General features: G+C 69.7%; 16 protein-coding genes and 2 tRNA genes. 8 read left to right on the top strand and 10 right to left on the bottom strand.

The features are described 5' to 3' along the window. Positions 1–7: 7 nt before the first annotated feature. The 3 genes from SCATT_RS10815 (at position 8) to SCATT_RS10805 (ending at position 5083) form a co-directional block, all read left to right on the top strand. A complete protein-coding gene (locus SCATT_RS10815; protein ID WP_014143061.1) occupies positions 8–394 on the top strand; it encodes a YbaB/EbfC family nucleoid-associated protein in 387 nt (128 codons plus the stop codon). Continuing rightward, positions 395–4432: a type VII secretion protein EccC gene (locus SCATT_RS10810; RefSeq protein ID WP_014143060.1), complete on the top strand. Its 4038-nt coding sequence runs from the start codon at positions 395–397 to the stop codon at positions 4430–4432. Positions 4433–4648: 216 nt separating this feature from the next. After that, positions 4649–5083, top strand: a complete 435-nt coding sequence (locus tag SCATT_RS10805) for a hypothetical protein (protein ID WP_014143059.1) — start codon at positions 4649–4651, stop codon at positions 5081–5083. Between the two features lie 32 nt (positions 5084–5115). On the opposite strand, the gene SCATT_RS10800 is transcribed toward SCATT_RS10805, so the two are convergent. Both SCATT_RS10800 and SCATT_RS10795 read right to left on the bottom strand, forming a co-directional pair. Continuing rightward, on the bottom strand, positions 5116–6828 hold the full coding sequence (locus SCATT_RS10800; protein ID WP_231905065.1) for a DUF4041 domain-containing protein: 1713 nt from the start codon (positions 6826–6828) through the stop codon (positions 5116–5118). Positions 6829–7112: 284 nt separating this feature from the next. Next, the gene (locus SCATT_RS10795) at positions 7113–7589 is read right to left on the bottom strand and encodes a GNAT family N-acetyltransferase (protein WP_014143057.1); all 477 of its coding nucleotides are present in this window, start codon (positions 7587–7589) and stop codon (positions 7113–7115) included. Positions 7590–7651: 62 nt separating this feature from the next. Here SCATT_RS10795 and SCATT_RS10790 point away from each other — a divergent pair, with 62 nt between their 5' ends. Beyond that, the gene (locus SCATT_RS10790; protein ID WP_014626964.1) at positions 7652–8422 is read left to right on the top strand and encodes an IS5/IS1182 family transposase; all 771 of its coding nucleotides are present in this window, start codon (positions 7652–7654) and stop codon (positions 8420–8422) included. 182 nt (positions 8423–8604) lie between these two features. On the opposite strand, the gene SCATT_RS10785 is transcribed toward SCATT_RS10790, so the two are convergent. The 4 genes from SCATT_RS10785 to SCATT_RS10780 all read right to left on the bottom strand — a co-directional run bounded on the left by SCATT_RS10785 (position 8605) and on the right by SCATT_RS10780 (position 12652). Next, positions 8605–9966, bottom strand: a complete 1362-nt coding sequence (locus SCATT_RS10785; protein ID WP_014143055.1) for a hypothetical protein — start codon at positions 9964–9966, stop codon at positions 8605–8607. A gap of 717 nt (positions 9967–10683) precedes the next feature. Next, positions 10684–10761 (bottom strand) — tRNA-OTHER (locus SCATT_RS38540). A gap of 1099 nt (positions 10762–11860) precedes the next feature. Beyond that, on the bottom strand, positions 11861–12031 hold the full coding sequence (locus SCATT_RS38960; protein ID WP_014143051.1) for a hypothetical protein: 171 nt from the start codon (positions 12029–12031) through the stop codon (positions 11861–11863). A gap of 219 nt (positions 12032–12250) precedes the next feature. Next, positions 12251–12652 carry an ATP-binding protein gene (locus SCATT_RS10780; protein ID WP_014143050.1) on the bottom strand — a complete coding sequence of 134 codons (402 nt, stop codon included), beginning with the start codon at positions 12650–12652 and terminating at the stop codon, positions 12251–12253. A 212-nt stretch (positions 12653–12864) separates the two neighbouring features. Between SCATT_RS10780 and SCATT_RS10775 the strand changes: the two genes are divergently transcribed. Continuing rightward, positions 12865–13179, top strand: coding sequence for a putative quinol monooxygenase (locus SCATT_RS10775; protein ID WP_014143049.1), 315 nt, complete (start codon positions 12865–12867; stop codon positions 13177–13179). Beyond that, on the top strand, positions 13169–14383 hold the full coding sequence (locus SCATT_RS10770) for a helix-turn-helix domain-containing protein (RefSeq protein ID WP_014627830.1): 1215 nt from the start codon (positions 13169–13171) through the stop codon (positions 14381–14383). Before SCATT_RS10775 ends, SCATT_RS10770 begins: the two co-directional genes overlap by 11 nt. A 59-nt stretch (positions 14384–14442) precedes the next feature. On the opposite strand, the gene SCATT_RS10765 is transcribed toward SCATT_RS10770, so the two are convergent. The 4 genes from SCATT_RS10765 to SCATT_RS10755 all read right to left on the bottom strand — a co-directional run bounded on the left by SCATT_RS10765 (position 14443) and on the right by SCATT_RS10755 (position 16742). After that, positions 14443–14525, bottom strand: a tRNA-Arg gene (locus SCATT_RS10765). 54 nt (positions 14526–14579) lie between these two features. After that, positions 14580–15866, bottom strand: a complete 1287-nt coding sequence (locus SCATT_RS10760) for a hypothetical protein (protein WP_014627829.1) — start codon at positions 15864–15866, stop codon at positions 14580–14582. A gap of 7 nt (positions 15867–15873) precedes the next feature. After that, complete coding sequence (locus SCATT_RS38535) at positions 15874–16083, bottom strand: hypothetical protein (protein WP_157894826.1); 210 nt, start codon at positions 16081–16083, stop codon at positions 15874–15876. A 152-nt stretch (positions 16084–16235) separates the two neighbouring features. Continuing rightward, positions 16236–16742 carry a helix-turn-helix domain-containing protein gene (locus SCATT_RS10755; RefSeq protein ID WP_014143046.1) on the bottom strand — a complete coding sequence of 169 codons (507 nt, stop codon included), beginning with the start codon at positions 16740–16742 and terminating at the stop codon, positions 16236–16238. Between the two features lie 207 nt (positions 16743–16949). On the opposite strand from SCATT_RS10755, the gene SCATT_RS10750 reads away from it, so the two are divergent. Continuing rightward, positions 16950–17165: a helix-turn-helix domain-containing protein gene (locus SCATT_RS10750; RefSeq protein ID WP_014143045.1), complete on the top strand. Its 216-nt coding sequence runs from the start codon at positions 16950–16952 to the stop codon at positions 17163–17165. Continuing rightward, a complete protein-coding gene (locus SCATT_RS10745; RefSeq protein WP_014143044.1) occupies positions 17162–17416 on the top strand; it encodes a hypothetical protein in 255 nt (84 codons plus the stop codon). Before SCATT_RS10750 ends, SCATT_RS10745 begins: the two co-directional genes overlap by 4 nt. Positions 17417–17468 lie beyond the last annotated feature (52 nt).

Genomic DNA, 17468 nt, shown 5'->3' with positions numbered 1-17468 from the left:
GCCGCCCATGCCGCACGAGGGCCTGCCCGACTTCACCGCGCTGACCAGGCGGGCCCAGGAGATGAGCAACGGCCTCGTGCGGGCCGAACGCGACCTGGCCGGCGCCAGATTCACCGGCTACGGCGGCGGCGGACTGGTCACCGCCGTGGTCGGCGCCGACGGCACCCTGACCGACCTGCGCATCGACCCCTCGCTCATCGACCCCGACGACCCCGACACCCTCACCTCGCTGATCGTCGCCGCCGTCCGTGACGCCGGCCGCGCCTCCGCCGAAGCCCGCGGCGAAGCCGCCCGCGCCACCATCGACCAGGTCAACGCCCTGATGGCCGGGGTCCGCCGCTCACTGGACCGGGCCCGCCCCGGCCGGCCGGCCGACGCCCCCCGGGGGTCCTAGATGTCACGGCTCGTCTTCCACCGCCCGGCCCGCGTCCAGCCACCCGAACTCCCCACCGAGCCGGTCGTCCTCGCCGCACCCCCGCAACCGGTCGGCAAGGACTCCGGCACCACCTGGGTGATGCTGCTGATGCCCCTGCTGTCCAGCATCTCCATGGCCGCCTACATGATCGTGGCCGGCCGCAGGATGCTGATCCTGCTCGGCATCACCTTCGTCCTGCTCTCCGTCGGCGTCACCGTCGGCGTGCGCATGCAGATGCGCGGCGCCCAGCGCAAGACCCGGCTGCGCGCCCGCGACCGCTACCTGCAACACCTCGTCGAGGTCCGCCGCACCGCCCGGCAGGTCGCCGCCGACCAACGGCTCGTCTCCGCCTGGGCACACCCCTCCCCGTACCGGCTGTGGGCCATGGCCAAGCGCCGCCACCGGGTGTGGGAACGCCGCCCGGCCGACCCCGACTTCCTGCGGCTGCGCGTCGGCGCCGGCCGCGCCCCGCTGGCCACCCCGGTCCGCCTGGCCACCCGCAACGACCCCACCGTCGAGTACGACCCCAGGGCCCGCGCCGCCGCCGAACGCCTGGTGGCCGCCACCGCCGACGTCGGCCACCAGCCCGCCACCGTCGACCTCGCCGAGGCCGGCGTGGTCAGCGTCCTCGGACCCGCCGCGCGGGCCTCCGCGGTGGCCCGCGCCCTGGTCACCCAGGCCGCCGTCCTGCACGCCCCCGACGACGTGGCCATCGCCGTGGTCACCGGCGGCGAGGACGGCGCGGACTGGGAGTGGGCCAAATGGCTGCCGCACACCCAGGAACCCGACGCCACCGGCCCCGCCGGGGTCGTCCCGCTGGTCGCCGAGGACTTCGAGGGCATCGCCGACCACCTCCAGCAGCACATCACCGCGGCCCGCGAGGGATACGCGGCCCGCCGCCCCTACGGGCCCGACCGCGACCGCGCCGACACCCGCCGCCGGCTCCTCGTCGTCCTCGACCGCTACGACCCGCGCAGCGCCTGGGCCCGTTCCGCCGCCGCCCAGGAACTCCTGGAATCCGCCGGCCGGTCCACCGCCACCACCGTCGTCTGCGTCGTCCAGCGCGAGGCCGACGAGCCCACCCGCGCCGACGTCCGCATCCGCGTCGGCGCCGACGAACGCCTGGAGATCGAGGCCCGCCGCGCCCCCGCCACCCCGCCCCACGCCGTCGTCACCGACGCCGTCGCCGACCAGCCGGAACCGGTCCTGTGCGAAGCGGTCGCCCGCGCCCTCGCCCCGTTGCGGCTGTCCGAGGAGGGCGAGGAGATCCTGGCCCGCACCGTCTCGCTGCCCGGCCTGCTCGCCATCGACGACCTGGCCGGCTTCGACCCCGAGGACCTGTGGGTCGCCCCGGACGACGACGCCGTACTGCGCACCCCGATCGGCTTCGACGGCGAGGGGCGCCCCCTCCCGCTCGACCTGAAGGAAGCCGCCCACGGCGGCATGGGCCCGCACGGCCTCGTCGTCGGCGCCACCGGCTCCGGCAAGAGCGAACTGCTGCGCACCCTGGTCTCCGGACTGACCGCCACCCACCCCCCGGAGCTGCTCAGCCTCGTCCTGGTCGACTTCAAGGGCGGCGCAACCTTCGCCGGCGTCACCGAACTGCCGCACGTGGCCGGCCTGATCACCAACCTCGTCGACGACCTCGCCCTGGTCGACCGGGTCCGCGACGCCCTCCAGGGCGAACAGCAGCGACGGCAACGCATCCTGCGCGAGGCCGGCAACATCGACTCGGTCCGCGCATACCAACTGCGCCGCGCCGCCGGGCAGACCGCCCCCGACGGCAGCCCCCTGGAACCCCTGCCCTACCTGCTGGTCATCGTCGACGAGTTCGGCGAACTCCTCTCCCGCCGCCCCGACTTCATCGACCTGTTCGTCCAGATCGGCCGCGTCGGCCGCAGCCTCGGCATCCACCTGCTGCTCGCCACCCAGCGACTGGAGGAGGGCAAGCTGCGCGGCCTGGACGCCAACCTCTCCTACCGGATCTGCCTGCGCACCTTCTCCGCCGCCGAGTCCCGCACCGTCATCGGCACCCCCGACGCCTACCGGCTGCCGCCCATCCCCGGCTCCGCCTACCTGAAGGTCTCCGACAGCACCTACGAACGGCTGCGCGTCGCCCACGTCTCCGGCCCCTACCTCGGCCCCGACGACCCCGCCGACACCCCCGCCGCCCCGCCCGGCCCCGTCCCGTTCACCCTGCGCACCGCGCCCGACCCGGACGCCGAACCCGAGCGGCCCGCCCCGCGTCCGCCGGCGCCCGCCACCGGACCCACCGAGATGCAGGTGCTGGTGGAACGGCTCTGCCGGGCCGGCCGCCCGGCCCACCAGGTGTGGCTGCCGCCGCTGCCGCCCGCCCTGCCGCTGGACGCCCTCACCGGCCCGGTCGCCGCCGACCCCGGCACCGGCCTGCGTGCCCAGTGGTGGCCCGGCAACGGCGAACTGGCCTTCCCCGTCGGCGTCATCGACGTCCCCGCCCGCCAGGAACAGCACCCGCTCGCCCCCGACTTCGCCATCGAACACGGACACCTCGCCGTCATCGGCGCCCCGCAGTCCGGCAAGAGCACCTTCCTGCGCACCCTGCTGCTGTCCGCGATGCTCACCCACACCCCCGACCAGGCGCAGTTCACCTGCCTCGACTTCGGCGGCGGCGGCCTGCTGCCGTACGAGAACGCCCCGCACGTCAGCGGCGTCGCCGGCCGCCACGATCTGCCCCGGGTCCGCCGCGCCCTCGCCGAGACCCGGGCGCTGATCGAGGAACGGGAGACCCGCTTCCGGGAACTGGGCATCGACTCGGCCGCCGAGTTCCGCCGCCGCCGCGCGGCCGGTGAACTCCCGGCCGGCCTGCGCGCCGCCGACGTCTTCCTGGTCCTCGACAACTGGGGCGCGCTGCGCGGCGAGTTGGAGGAGGCCGACGCCCTCGTCCTCGACATCGCCGGCCGCGGCCTCGGCGTCGGCGTCCACCTGATCCTGACCGCCAACCGCTGGCCGGAACTGCGGATGGCGCTGCGCGACTCCATCTCCGGCCGCCTCGAACTGCGCCTCGGCGACCCCGCGGACTCCGAGATCGACCGCCGCGCCGCCCGCCGCTTCGTCGGCGCCCCGCCCGGCCGCGGCCAGGTCCCCGGCGGCCACCAGTTCCACGTCGCGCTGCCCCGGCTGGACGGCCTCGACACCGCCGAAGGGCTCGCCGACGCCCAGCAGGAGACCATCGCCAAGATCGCCGCCTCCTGGCCGGGCCGCCCCGCCCCGCCCATCCGCATGCTCCCGGAACGGATCCGCGCCCGCGACCTGCCGCCACTGCCCGACGCCGTCCGGGGCGTGCCCATCGGCCTCGGCGAGGACGACCTCGCCCCCGTCCCGCTCGACCTGGAGGCCGACGACCCGCACTTCCTCGTCTACGGCGACTCCGGCGCCGGCAAGACCGAGTTCCTGCGCATGTGGATGGCGGCCCTCGCCGCCCGCCGCCCGGCCCGGGACGTCCGCTTCGTCGTCGTCGACTACCGGCGCACCCTGCTCGGCGCGGTCCCCGACGAGTACGTGGGCGCCTACGCCGGCGACGCGGGCGCCGCCAAGGTCTACGCCGAGCAGGTCGCCGCCAAACTCGCCGAACGCCTGCCCCCGCCCACCATCACCGCCCGTCGGCTACGGGACCGCGACTGGTGGAGCGGCCCGGAACTTTACGTCGTCGTCGACGACTACGACCTGGTGGCCGCGAGCCGCCCCGCCCCGCTCGCCGTCCTCGCCGACCACCTTCCGCAGGCCCGCGAGATCGGCTTCCACCTCGTCGCCGCCCGCCGCGTCGCCGGCTCCACCCGCACCCAGCTGACCGACCCCCTCCTCGGCCGCGTCCGCGAACTCGGCACCGCCGGCCTCGTCCTCTCCGGCGACCCCCGCGAAGGCCCCCTCCTGGGCCCCGAACGCGCCACCCCCCGCCCCCCGGGCCGAGGCGTCCTGGTCTCCCGCACGGTGCCGCGGATGGTGGTGCAGGTGGCGTTGGGGGAGGAGGTGGGGGAGTAGTCCGTGCGGGGGGTGCGGGACGGGGGCCGTTCGCCGGGGCCGGGCGGGGCCTGAGGCCGTACCGGGGTCGTACCGAGGCCGTCCCGGGGCCGTCTCTCCGGTGCCGGGCGGGGCCGGACCGTAAGGGCGAGCCGGCGGCGTACGGGGCGGCGGGGTCCGTGTCGGGCCGGGGGCGTCGGGGTCCGCACGGGTACCGTGATCGCGGAGGAGCCGCCCGTGGCGCTGCGACTGACCGGGACCGGACGCGTGACGGTGACCCGCCTGACCTACCAGTGGCCGGACCGGCGCTGCGTGCTGGCGTACACCACGACCGGCACGCTGGGGGAGACCGCGGTGGTGGCCACCGTTCCGGTGCCCGGCCGCCCCGGCACCGACCCCGACCTGTGGGCCGTCGCCACCGCCCACCTCGACCCCGGCCCCTTCGGCCCCTCCATCCAGTCGGCCGCCCGCTGGCTCCTCACCACCGCCCTCGGGGCCCGCCTCACCACCTCCCCCCACTCCTTCGATGCCCACGCCGCCACCTGGCACGCCGACATCGTCGCCTCCTTCGACCTCACCGAGCCCCACGCCGGCCACCTCCACGGCCACGTCGGCCGCCTCTCCTTCGCCGACCAATCGCTCAACGAACGGGCGTGGGGGCTGGTGGACTGATCCGGAGCGACCGCGAACCTCGTGTGTGACGCTCACGCGGCCTGGCTGGCCCGCCATTCCAGCGCCTGCGGCTCCTCCCGGAACTCGACGAGGAGGTTTCCGGCATGGCGCCGTAGCGCCTCACGCACCTCGGCCGGGGTGACCCGGAAGAATTCCTTGCGCGCGTTGACGCGATTCACCCGGCGTGCCGCGAATTCCTTGTGCAGCTGCGCCTCGAGTCCCACCGCGTCCTTGCTGAAGATCAGGGCGTGCACGTCGAACCGGAACGGTACGGCGGCACCACTCAATTCGTAGATGCGCTCCAGTGGCTCCAGGCGGCGCGTCATCCCAATCTTCACCATGCGTTCTCCGAAGGCCCCGACGTTGGAGATCACGTAGACGTACCCGGCGCGAATATTGGCGGCCCGGCTCTCGACCGAACTGAGCGCTTCCTCGATCTCCGTCAGCTTCCCTTGGACCTCGTCCGCGGCCACCGTGTCCCCCCGCTGCCGGAGCCGTTCGATGACCGCCTGGTAGTGCCCCAGCTCCTTCTGCAGCTTCTCGCGTTCCCGCTCCAGCTCGCGCTGCGCGGCCGCCTCCTCCCGCTCCCGCGCCCGGATCTCCCGCTGCGCCTCCTTCTCCTCATCCTTCTTCTGGAGGAAGTCGGCAGTGAGCTGCAATTCCCTCACGCGGGCATTGTGATACGCGTCGGAAATTCGTATGTGCATGGTCGCGCCGAGTTTGGCGATGGTCTCACGGCTCTTGTACAGGCGGTCGACCAGTGAGTTCAGGCGATGCGGCCGCATGGTCCGCACGGCGTAGTCCGCCTCCGCGTTGTACGCCCTGAGCATGAGCTTGGAGAAGTCGCGGACCATTTTGCGTCCCTCGCGCGCTGATCCGTTGACCGTCCAGTCGGTTGCCGCGAGCACCGCCTGGCCCGTGCGGGCCAAGTTCTTTATCTCGGACTGCAACGAGTCGAGTCGGCTGCGGTAGGCCACGGCATCCTGCAACTGATGGTGGTACGCGTAGATGCCGACCTGTTGGAGCAGCGCCCTCTCCTCGGTGGTGACGACCTGAGCCCGCAGCTCGGCGAGGCGCCGCTCGGCCTGGTGGGTCTCCTGTCGGACCTTCTCGGCCTCCTTGCGGGCGAGCTGTGTCTCCTTCGCGGCCTTCCGGGCCTCTTCTTTCTCCTGCTTCGCCTCCTCCCGCGCCTTCCGGGACGTCTCCTTGGCCTCCGCGGCCGCTGTCGCCCGCGTGGCCCCCACCTCCTGCTGGACCTCCCGGCGCAGCGCCTCCGCGTCCGCCTCCGCCCCTGCGCGCAGCGCCGTTGCCTCCGCCTGCGCGGCCCGCCGTATCCGGTCCCCCTCGGTCTGCGCCGCCGCACGTACGGCCGACGCCGTCTCGCGCACCTCCCGAATGGCCTCCAGCACCTGCGCGGCTTCCATGCCCTGCGTCTTCGCTATCCACGCGCGCAACTCGTCCGCTTCACCCGTGCCACCGTTACGGCGGCGTCCGAAAAGCCCGAAGCGACGAGGGGCGGGCGACGCCGGGTGCGCGGCGGCGGTCGGCGGCCTGCTGGCCGCCGTCGGTCCGCTGGATATCCCGCCCGCCCAGCCGGGCAGGTCCTCCGCCACCGGAACCGGTATCCACAACTGCCACCCGGCCGGAGCAGCCGGCCATGCCGGATCGGGCCGCCACTCCACCGACGGCGCCCACCCCTCAGCCGGAACCGGCCATCCAGGCGGCGGATTGAAGCGATACAGCATCGTCCCTCCCCCGAGAAGCAGAAGCCGAGGTTACTCCGACATGAAGCGCGGGAGAGCCCGGTTGCCCAAGCCGATACCGGAACCACGGTGTGGGGCGCCACAGCCGGAGTGAACCCGGAAGGGGAACGTGCGCAGACCGTGCCGTTCGTCAAAAGGGGGCCGCAATGGCCAGGTGCACGCGAGACAACGCACCGCAATCTCACCAAGCCGCGGCTTACGACGTCGAGTTCATCGACGAGGAGTGGTCGGTGTTGCGCCTCACCAGAGAGGACCGGCGCCGCGCCTCACGCCCCGGAGCGGTGGTCGCCCAGCCCGAACGCGGGCAGGCACTCCGCCAGCCCTTCTATCCTGACCGGCACGCGGTGGTGCTCCCGCCACCGTTCGGCCGTCAACCGGAGCCGGCGCAGCACCGCGGGCTTGCCGCGTACGACGTGACGTTCGATCCCGTCGTCCCGGTAGCCCAGTTTGCGTGACACCCCGAGCGAGGCCGCGTTGTCCGTGTACGCCCCGGACACGGCGTGCTCCGCGCCGAGCCCGGTGAAGGCCAGGTACAGGACGGCGGCCCGCATCTCGGTGCCCAGGCCCTGCCCGTGATGGGCCCTCCCGAGCCACGACCCGGTGCTCACCTCCCGGCCGACCCCGAACTCCCGCCCGCTGACGCCCTGGGTCCCCACGACGACGCCGTCCCGCACGGCCACCAGGTTCAACTCCCAGCTCTCCGGCCGCCACTCCGCCCAACAACGCCAGTGGTACTGCAACACACCCCGAGCCCGCTCCTAAGGGCTGTCCCGTAACTGCTGGTCACGGGTGAGATGATCTGGCTGTGTCTGGTGTGATCACGGCGTCTGAGCCCTCCTGGATAGCCCCGTTCACTGGGCTGAGCCCGCGCCAGTTCGGCAAGCTGATCACCGCGCTCCGGCGTGAGGGTGTGGACCCGGTGCGCAAGGGTCGGCCATGGAGCCTGCCGCTGGAGGACCGCGTGCTCCTGATCGCCGCGTACTGGCGGACGAACCTGACCCTGCGCCAACTGGCCCCGCTGTTCGGGGTGTCCAAGTCGGCGGCCGACCGCATCATCGACCACCTCGGGCCCGCGCTCGCGCTCCAGCAGCGCAAGCGGTTCCGCAAGGACACCGTGCTCATCGTGGACGGCACCCTCGTTCCCACCCGTGACCACACCATCGCCGAGCAGTCCAAGAACTACCGGTACTCCACCAACCACCAGGTCGTCATCGACGCCGACACCCGGCTCGTCGTCGCGGTCGGCCGACCAGTCGCAGGCAACCGCAACGACTGCAAGGCGTGGGAGCTGTCCGGCGCGAAAGACGCCGTCGGCAAGACCACGGTCATCGCAGATGGCGGCTACCGGGGCACCGGCCTGGTCATCCCGCACCGCCGCGAGAAGGGCCAGACCGAACTCCCGGAATGGAAGGAGGAGCACAACGCCTCCCACCGCAAAGTCCGCGCCCGTGTAGAGCACGTCTTCGCCCGGATGAAGGGCTGGAAGATCCTTCGCGACTGCCGGCTGAAGGGCGACGGCGTCCAGCACGCCATGCTCGGCATCGCCCGCCTGCACAACCTCGTCCTTGCCGGGTGACGCAGAAACCAGCAGGCCACCAGACCCGTCAGAGATCATTTACGGGACAGCCCTTAGCGCCGCGACCTGGTCGGCCCAGGACCACCACAGATGATGCTCGGTGGTTGTACAGCAGCGCTTACCGAAATTGCCAGGCAGTTGGCCCTGAGTCGGCCGCTCCGCGACCGAGCAGTTTCCAGTGGCTACGTCCAAGCTTTCCTATCAGCTCCGGGCCACGCTAGAACCACGCCGGCGCGTTCGCAGATCCCAAGCCAACGGTCTTCCGAGGGTGCTCGTTCTACCCACAGGACTCCGCGCACCTGTGGCGCTCGTGCACTTAGCTGATCTACGTAGTCGAGTAGCTGGCCGAGCCCGGTGCGCAACTGGTGCGACTCGTTCTGCAGCCGCAGGGACTTCACCTCCGTGACTGTCAGAGTGTCCCCGTCCTGCCAAGCCAGGTCGAACGCTGGGTCGGTAGGCGTTGGCGATAGCGGCTTCATTCCGCGGTCTCGAACCTGCTGCGCGAGGGCGTTCTGCAACTGGCGATGCTTGCTCAGAATCTCACCCATGAGCGCAGGGTCCGGAGCACTCGGCACGGCCGGCGCCGGCACTGTGCTCTCATCCTCGACCCAGTATTCGGTGCCCACGGGCACGTCCGGAGCCGTCACTGCTGCGCCGACGCGGATCATGTGGAAGTAGATGACCTTGCGGTCTCCGCCACCCTCTGTTGATGGGGCGTGCCCCCACGAGTAGGGGCCGTTCGGATCGAGGATCCATTCGCCGGCATAGCGAACCTTTCCCCGACTCCCGATGAACAGGCGCAGGTGGCGCCCGTCTCGTAGGTGGTCTCGTATCGCCTTGTTGCCCCGGGCGAAGACCTGGTCACCGACCTGCCCCTCACCGGTGTAGCGGAAGCGGTCCTCCGACTCCCAGACGTCTTCGTAACCGTGCTGCTCGCCCGTGCGGGGGTCCGTGAAGAAGATGACGTTGTTGGTCGTATTCGACGGGCTGATCCTGCCCTGGCGGCTGCCTCCGTATCGCGTGTGTAGATCAACGCGCCGAATCTCGTCGCCTGGCCGCAGGTCCCAGTCATCGTTCCCGGGGAGCTGAACCTCTGGTGTGCGCGTCACCGCTTGCTCGACCTCAGCGGCCAGCGCTTCCCATTGTTGGTCGGTGAGCCGATGGGGGTTGGTGGCGAACGGTTGCGTCAGCACGGTGGCTCCGGCAAATGCGCTGTGGCTGCTGAACCATTCCCGGGGGATGGAGGACTTTAGCCACTGCTCAACGTTGAGTGGCGCAACATGCCGCGGACCTGGCGCTTCAGTCCAGTAGCCGTCGTCACCTTCCTCATCGAGCCAGAACGGTCCGCCGGTAAGCTGCCCAGTTGCTACGACTCCTCCTCGTGGGCCGCTCACCCACAGTGCGAAGGGATCACCTTCACGCATCTCATGTAGATGTCGGCCGACTGACCAGCTCGTCAACTCCCGGTCGTCATCAAGCATTTCTTGAAGCCGGTACTTCCTGGGGTTACAGATCAGCACCCACGCTGTCATGGACTTGCCCACCCCTTCTCGCAGGGAGCTGCAAGACTAGCGAGCACCTACGACAAGCACGCGGGCTGAGCAATCGGGTACCCCTGCGGAGCGCGGTGGTGGCACGCCCGGAACGTTGCCTTCGGCAGGAACCACAGCGGTTTCCGCTGCCATCCCCTCTGCCGTCGTCCCGCACGCAGTGGCGCGGGCTTGGCCCCTGGTCCCAGGTTGAGCGCGCCACTGTACGAACGACCTGGACACCCGGGGTCAAGGCTGCTCGGCTTCGCCTGGAACGACGGCAGGCGGGATGGCAGTGCCCGCTCCGGCGCGCTCTTCGACATGGGTGCTCCTGCCACGTAGCCGCCCCAGGTCATCCTGGCAGGGCGTGGCCTGCTAATTCACCGCAAGAATCTTCCGGTCAATTGCCAGGGGAAACCGGCGGTGGATCCTGCATCCTGGACTGCGTCACACGCCCTGCGCGCGAGTGGTGGCGGGTGCGACACCCCCATGAGCGGGCCGGGGCTATGTATCGGTCGGCCCCCCTGCATCGGTCCCCGGTCCGCTCATGCCTGGGTGCTGACCTGCACCGACTCCGTGATCACCGAGGAGAGACTTGGGAGACGACCACTTGTACCGAGGCTGTGGGGAGGGCGTAGACGAAGTGGGCCCACCGTGTGGCCAAACAGCGAAGCCCTGACCAGAGGTTGGCTCTGACCAGGGCTTCCGCGCGCTGAACGCCTGATGGCGCTGTGCCCCCAGCTGGATTCGAACCAGCGACACCCGCTTTAGGATCGTTCCATGACCGGGAAGTTGCCCGGTCCCAGGGGCTCGCCGACGGGCGGAGGGTTGCCGCCGTATGCCTGAATCCGCCGCTGTCTGCGGTCGTTGATGTCAGCGATGGATGTCAGCCTGACCATTCCCGCAGGGCACGGCCCGCCTACCGCAGGCTACGAGCGACGGGTGGGTTACGGCGGTTCCTGTTCGCTGCCACCCACCTAGACCTCAGCCGACGGCAGTCAGCCATGACGGGGGGGGCGACACGACTGATCAGTCGCGCGTATGCCTCGCTGCACATCCATCGGCCTCAGCCACTCTGCAAGGTCCGTCGATCGAAACGCCCCCCGCTCGCGACAGAGCGGGGGGCGTACGGGGTTCCAGGCTTGCCGGACAGCACATCTACTGTCGGATGCGGCGCATACGGCGTCTCTTCGCGGAACTGCCACACACCAAGGCGAAGAGCGCCGCCAAGTCAGTCAGAATCGCGTGAGTCGGGGAAACCGGAACCCTCAAGATCACAAGGATGACAACTACAGCAACAACCCCTACTGCGATCGGCGGGTTTGACAGGATGGGTCTGTGCACAGTCGCACTCATGCCATTGCCTCCCAGGGCAATCAACGGCCCGGCGGCACCACTTCTTGGATTCACAGCCCTGGTTGCGGTGCCGACGGGTCTTTCTACGTCTGCTTGGCCAACATGATGACGCCCCGGCCCAGGGTTCTGGCAAATCTCCAACCGGCCCTCGAAGTAGAGCAAGGAGGGCCCCCAAGCATAATTCTGTCTACCCTTAAGAGGCATGTGGCAACTAAGGCCACAGTGATGAGCTGCGGAAACCTGGACCTATATCACACTGCGGCTTATCTGTGACGTCACAGCAATGCGAAACTTGCGCAGATTAGGATTGTTATGACAGGGTTTAATGTGTGGCACATATCACGGAGCACCGCTCGCTCCGGTAACCACAGCGGTCCCCGCTGTCATCCCGGAGCCGCTCGCGCCCCCGCCGAAGGCATGCTCTGACCGTGCCGGGTCATAGCCTGCTGCCACTGTGCGGCGCCGACCGGGACGGGCGCCGAGCGGGGCGGAGGGCGTGCGGCGCGGGCGCGCGCCGCGCTTGCGCGGCGCCTTGGACTCGTAGAGAAGGTTGTTACTCACTGCTCGGGCGGTGCCTGGTGAACTGGTCGGCGCACGGCGGCAGTTTGGTCACGTTTCGGTGGGCCAGCGTCAGGAACAGCACCGGGCTGGCCGTCCACTGGATGTGCGTGTCCTCGTGGTGGACTTCGAAGGTGGACGGGTTCGTGCGGGCCAGTTCCTGCAACTCGATCGGGTAGCCGCCGGCCAGCCAGTGCCAGGCGCGGTCGAATTCGGCTGGGGTGAGGGCGGAGGCGATCGTGCGGATGGCGACGCGGATCCAGCGGAGGGCTTGGGTGGCGGTGGGGGCGTCGAAGGAGGCCAGCAGAATGGAAGCGTCCGGTTGACGGGCTGTGGGTCCAGCATTCGCGCCAGTAGCCCGGGGTGGCCGGGGATTTCTTGGGGGTCAGCATGACGGGCCGCCGGAGGGGATCGTCATCGTGGCGGTGACGATGCGGCCCCGGTGGTCACCGCGGACTTCGAGCAGGGTGGCCAGGGCGGAGACCATGGCCAGGCCCCGGCCGTCCTGGGCGCCCGGACCGGAGTGCCTGATCGTGGGGGTCTCCTTCACGCCCCCGGCGTCCAGCACCGAGATCGCGAGCACCCGCCCCGAGAGAGCCAAGGTCACCTGGAAGGCGCCGTTCGCACCCCCGCTGGCCGTGTGCCGCAACGCGTTGGTGCCCAGCTCGCTCACGATGAGCGCGGCATCGTCCGCGCAGGGCATATCGCGCAGGGTGTCGCGGGTCCAACTGCGCGCGTTGCCGATCTCTTCCGGCAGCCCCAGGAAGGTGCGTCGGTGGGTGAGCATGCGGCGCCTCCATGTCGATGACCTGCGGCTTCCAGCTCCAGCCAGGCTGGGATGCTGCTCCGCCCCAGTAGGCCGTACTTTAAGTACCAGTACCGTATCCTGTGTGCGGTTAGTGCAAGTGCGGGATCGCACTTTTCGTCCGGATCGTCGGCGGCATAGCGTTCACGCCGTGGTGCGGTGCCGACGGAGCAACCGACTGAGAGGGGAACCGCGTGTTCGGCCTGATGGTGCGCTTCACCTGCAAGGACGCAGCGGCGGCTGCGGCGTTCGACGCCTTGGTCGCGCGGACCGGCGAGCAGATTCGGGCCAAGGAGCCCGGAACGGTGATCTATGCGGTGCACCGAGTTGACGGCCGTCCCCTGGAACGCGTCTTCTACGAGCTGTACCGCGACAAGAACGCCTTCGAGGCCCACGAAGTACAGGAGCATGTGCGGGCCTTCCTCGCTGAGCGGGAGCAGTATCTGTCCGCCATCGAGGTCGATCGCCTCGACTTTGTTTCAGGCAAGGGCGTGGACGTTGAGTACTGAGTACGAGAAGGCACTCGGCCGCAAGATTGCCTTCAACCGCAAGCGGCGCGGGCTGTCCCAGAAGGAGTTCGCCCGGTTGCTGGACCGCTCCGAGGCCTGGGTCTCCCAGGTGGAGCGTGGGGTGCGACGCATCGACCGGATGATGGTGCTGGAAAAGGTGGCCGCCGTCCTCGACGTCCCCGTTGCCGAGTTGGCAGCTGAGGCACCGATCGTCGCTTCGGCTTCGGAAGAAGAACTACCGGGGACCGATCGCCTTCGACTCGTCCTCAGCACCGCCCACTCCTTGAAGGCACTTCTTGGGCCCCATGAGCCCCCGGACTTGTCGGAGCTGCGGCAACGGGTGGACTGTGCCTGGACGTTGACTCATGAGGGCAACTACGCGGCTCTCGCGGAGCTGTTGGAAAGTCTGGTGCCCGACGTGGAGGCGGCGACCAGCTCGGCCCGAGAGGAAGATGGAGCGGAGCCGTTCCGCCTGCTGGCGTCGATGTACCACGCGTGCAGCGCGGCCCTGGCGACCATGGGAGACCCGGAGGCGGCATGGGTCGCCGCCGACCGTGCCGTCCTCGCCGCGGAACGGGCCGGTGACCCGCTGCTCATGGCGGCCGGTGCGTTCCGTCTCTCGATCGTCTTCCTGGGCGCCCGTCGCTTCGGGCAGGCTGCCCAGGCGTCCGGGAGCGCGGTGGACGCGCTGTCGTCGTTGACCGATGCCGACCGGATCGAGGCGGTGGCCCTACGGGGAGCGCTGACCCTCCAACGAGCCGTCGCGGCGGCCCGGATGAACGACGCGGAGGCCGCCTACGCGTACCTGCGGCAGGCTCGTGAGATGGCCGAGCGCGTAGGGGAGGGGCGCAACGACTACAACACCGAGTTCGGCCCGACCAACGTCGGCCTCCACGAAGTGTCCGTGGCCGTCGACCTCGGAGACGCCGGGGTCGCGCTGCGAGCCGCCGAGGCCGTCGATGCCTTCCGGCTCTCCGCTGAGCGCCGGACGCGGTTCCGCGTCGACGTCGCCGGGGCCCATGCTCAGCGCCGTCAGGTTGCGGCTGCCGTGTCCGCCCTCCTGGAAGCACGGGAACTGTCCCCCGGGATGCTGCGCACGATGCCACGGGTGAAGCAGCTCGTCTCCGACCTTCTGGCCATGAGCCGGCCACCCTCCGAGCAGCTACGGGCACTGGCGGACGAACTGGGTGTACCAGAGCTGTGATCGCCGTCTGCCGCGATGAAGAAACGCCCCGGACCGCGATCGGTCCGGGGCGTTGTCGCTGGTGCCCCCAGCTGGATTCGAACCAGCGACACCCGCTTTAGGAGAGCGGAGGTTTCCCGTGCTCTCCATGGCTCTCACCTGCGCGATCGCCATACCCTACCCCTCAGAGTTGATCATTTGGGAGAGATTTGGGAGATCATCTCCAGGGAGAGCCTTTGCGCAGGTCAACCCGCCCCCACAGCGTCCTCAGTCCCAAGTTTCGCATGGCGCGCTCGAAAATCTCCTGTAGGCCGTCCAGGCGTTCCTGGCGCATCTCCGGCGTCGGGTGCTGGTACACGCCCTTGATACCGGGCTGCTTGTGACCAGCTTGCTCGTACGCCAGCGGTGCCTTCACACCGATCTGCTCCTGGTACGTGTCGGCCGTGTGCCGCAGGCTCCGCATCGTCATGCCGGGCGCGATCGGCTCCCACTTCGGGCGGGCACTCCGGCCCTGACACCGGTCGAGCTCGGGCCGGCCGTCGGCGGCCGGCCGCAGGACCTTCCCCCAGTTACTGCGGCGCCACCACTTCCCGTTCGCCGTGGACAGCATCCAGTCGAACGGCCAGTCGTCGTAGTGGTAGCGCCACAACAGCGCGAGGAACGGGGGCAGGTCGATATCCCGGATCCGGTACTTGGTCTTCACCGGTTCCAGTGCCAGGACATCGCCGAGCTTCTTGCCGTCTTCGTCACGCAGGGTGGACTCGGCGACCTCCTGGTCGATGCGCAGGACCGGACACGTCCACACGCCGCCGTCGTACGGTTCGCGCCGGATGAGCAGGGTCTTGGACCGGTGCAGCCCTTGGCCTTCACCCCAGTTGATCCCGGTGAACCCCGCCGTCAGGACCATCAGCCCCCGGGCCGGCCCCAGTCGCTCCGCGACGAGAATGACGTCCTCGGGCCGGTGCCACTTCTCCGCGGTCTCCTCCCGCTTCGCCTCCGCCGAGGCGAGCGTGAGCACCTCCTTGGAACGGCGGCGGCCGGCCAGCGGATTCACCAGCAGATGCTGTGCATCTACGGCCGCGGTCATGATGGTGGACATGAGGCTGACGGCATGCCCTCGGGTGACATCCTCGCAGGGGAGTGTCTGCGCCCAGGAGTCGACGTCGAACCAGGTGATGGAGATGAGCGGCGCGTGCTGCCACTTCGGCAGGATGTACTCGTTCAGCAGGTCCCAGCGCTTGTCGTTTGTCCGGCTCCGCTTTTGCCGAGCCTTCATGAACTCTTTCGCCCAGACACCGAAGTGTTTACGCGACAGCTCCGGGTCGATCCAGCGGCCGGCGCGTATCGCTGCTTCCTGTTCCTCACCCCAGTTTTCGGCGGTCGTCTTCGTGGGGAAGCCTGGTTCGGAACCCCATGTGCCATCAGGCCGTTTGTATCGGGCTCGCCAGGTGACTTTTCCTTTTTTGCCCTTGGCTTGACTGACTCTCTTTTCTGCGTACGCCATTCCGTCCTCACGAAATGCGGAAGAGTCGCCGCTTGAAGCGGCTTGCGACCTGACGCACCGTCCATCGCAGCACTGCTGCCGGGGCCTGACCGATCGGCCAGGCGCCTGAGTTGTTCAGTGCAGTTTCCAGTGCGTGCGCGCATTCTTCGGTGATCAGGTCACCACGAAAAATAAGTAATAGGCGGCCATTTTCATCAGTCTCCGCCCAGATCCCCACATTGTGTGGGATGAACGAGGCCCGCCGCACTCGCACAACACGGACCGCCATAGGTCCCCCCAGGTGAGCGGTGGCCCCCCTCGCCTCGGTCTGGCTATGCAACCACACCCACTCGCGCCATGCGAGGCTTTACGCCAACTTCATAGCCTCCACTAAGGGTTCACGTCGTCGGAGTCGTCCAGCTCCTTGAACTGGGCCTCCGTACGCCGCCACACCTGGAGGTCGCGCCGGATCTCCTCCGGGTCCGCGTCCGGCGGCCCCATCACCACGACGACGACACGGGACCGGCTGCCTGGGAGCTCCATCACGGCCGTGTCCAAAACCGGCCCCTCGCGCAACTCCTCCTCCACGCGAAGCGGGATCGGAAGCGCTTGGCCCGCCGCCGGTGAGGACCCCATTCGCGCGGCGTTGAGGGCCGGGCCGGCGTCCGGCTCGCCGCCGGCGAGGACGCGTTCGATGGACTCGTCGGTCCAGCCCACCGCGCGCGCGTAGTCGCGCACGGCGAACGTGACCCGCTGGTACGCGCCGCGCTCGATGGCTTGCACCGTGCTGCGGCTGACACCGAGGCGGTCGGCCAGCTCCTTCTGGCTGACCTTGGGCCGCAGCCCTCTCCGTGCCGCAGCGAGGCGTCGGCCCAGCGCGTCCCAGTCCTGGTCCATGAGCACATCATGCCGCATCCCATGCAACCGGGGGAGTGTGTATTGAGCCGCTGACCTGCGGATTGGCTCACTTCTCAAGCGTGAACGGTTGCACGGGCTGTCGCGTGCGCGCCCTCCGTGCGCCCCCGGGAGCTCATGCTGTGGGCACTCCGAGCACCGCATGTGCTCAGAATGCTTGCAGACTGAGCCGCTGCGGATTATCTTCGAGTGGTGAGAACGCACGGCACCTCCATCCGGGCGATCCGCCGGGCCCAGGGCATGGGCCTGCGCGAGCTGTCGCGTCGGACTGGTCTTGATCGCGGCTACCTCAGCCGTCTCGAACGGGGACTGGCCGGGGCCAGCGACGGGACCGTCAGGCGGGTGGCAGCCGGGCTGGACGTGCCGCAGGAGGCAATCACCCACGAGGAGAAGACGACGACGTGACCACCAAGACCGGCGCCAAGACCCGCAGGGTCGCCGCCCCGGCGCCGCCCGTCGACCCGGCCGAACTCCGGTACTACACCCCGGAGGAGGCCGTCAGCGAGTTCCGGCTCCCGACCACTCCGCGGATGCTCCGCGAGTGGGCGTACGCCCGGAAGATCCCCCACAACAAGCTCGGCGGCCGGATCGGATTCCGCCTCCCGGACATCCGCGTCCTGGTCGAGCGCTTCGACGTGCCGCCGCTGACGAAGTAACCCCCCGGCCATCTGATGGGGCCGCCCCGGACGGCCAAGCACGGGACGACCC

Source organism: Streptantibioticus cattleyicolor NRRL 8057 = DSM 46488 (assembly GCF_000240165.1).
Lineage (GTDB): Bacteria > Actinomycetota > Actinomycetes > Streptomycetales > Streptomycetaceae > Streptantibioticus > Streptantibioticus cattleyicolor.
This window is presented reverse-complemented; position numbering and strand designations above follow the sequence as displayed.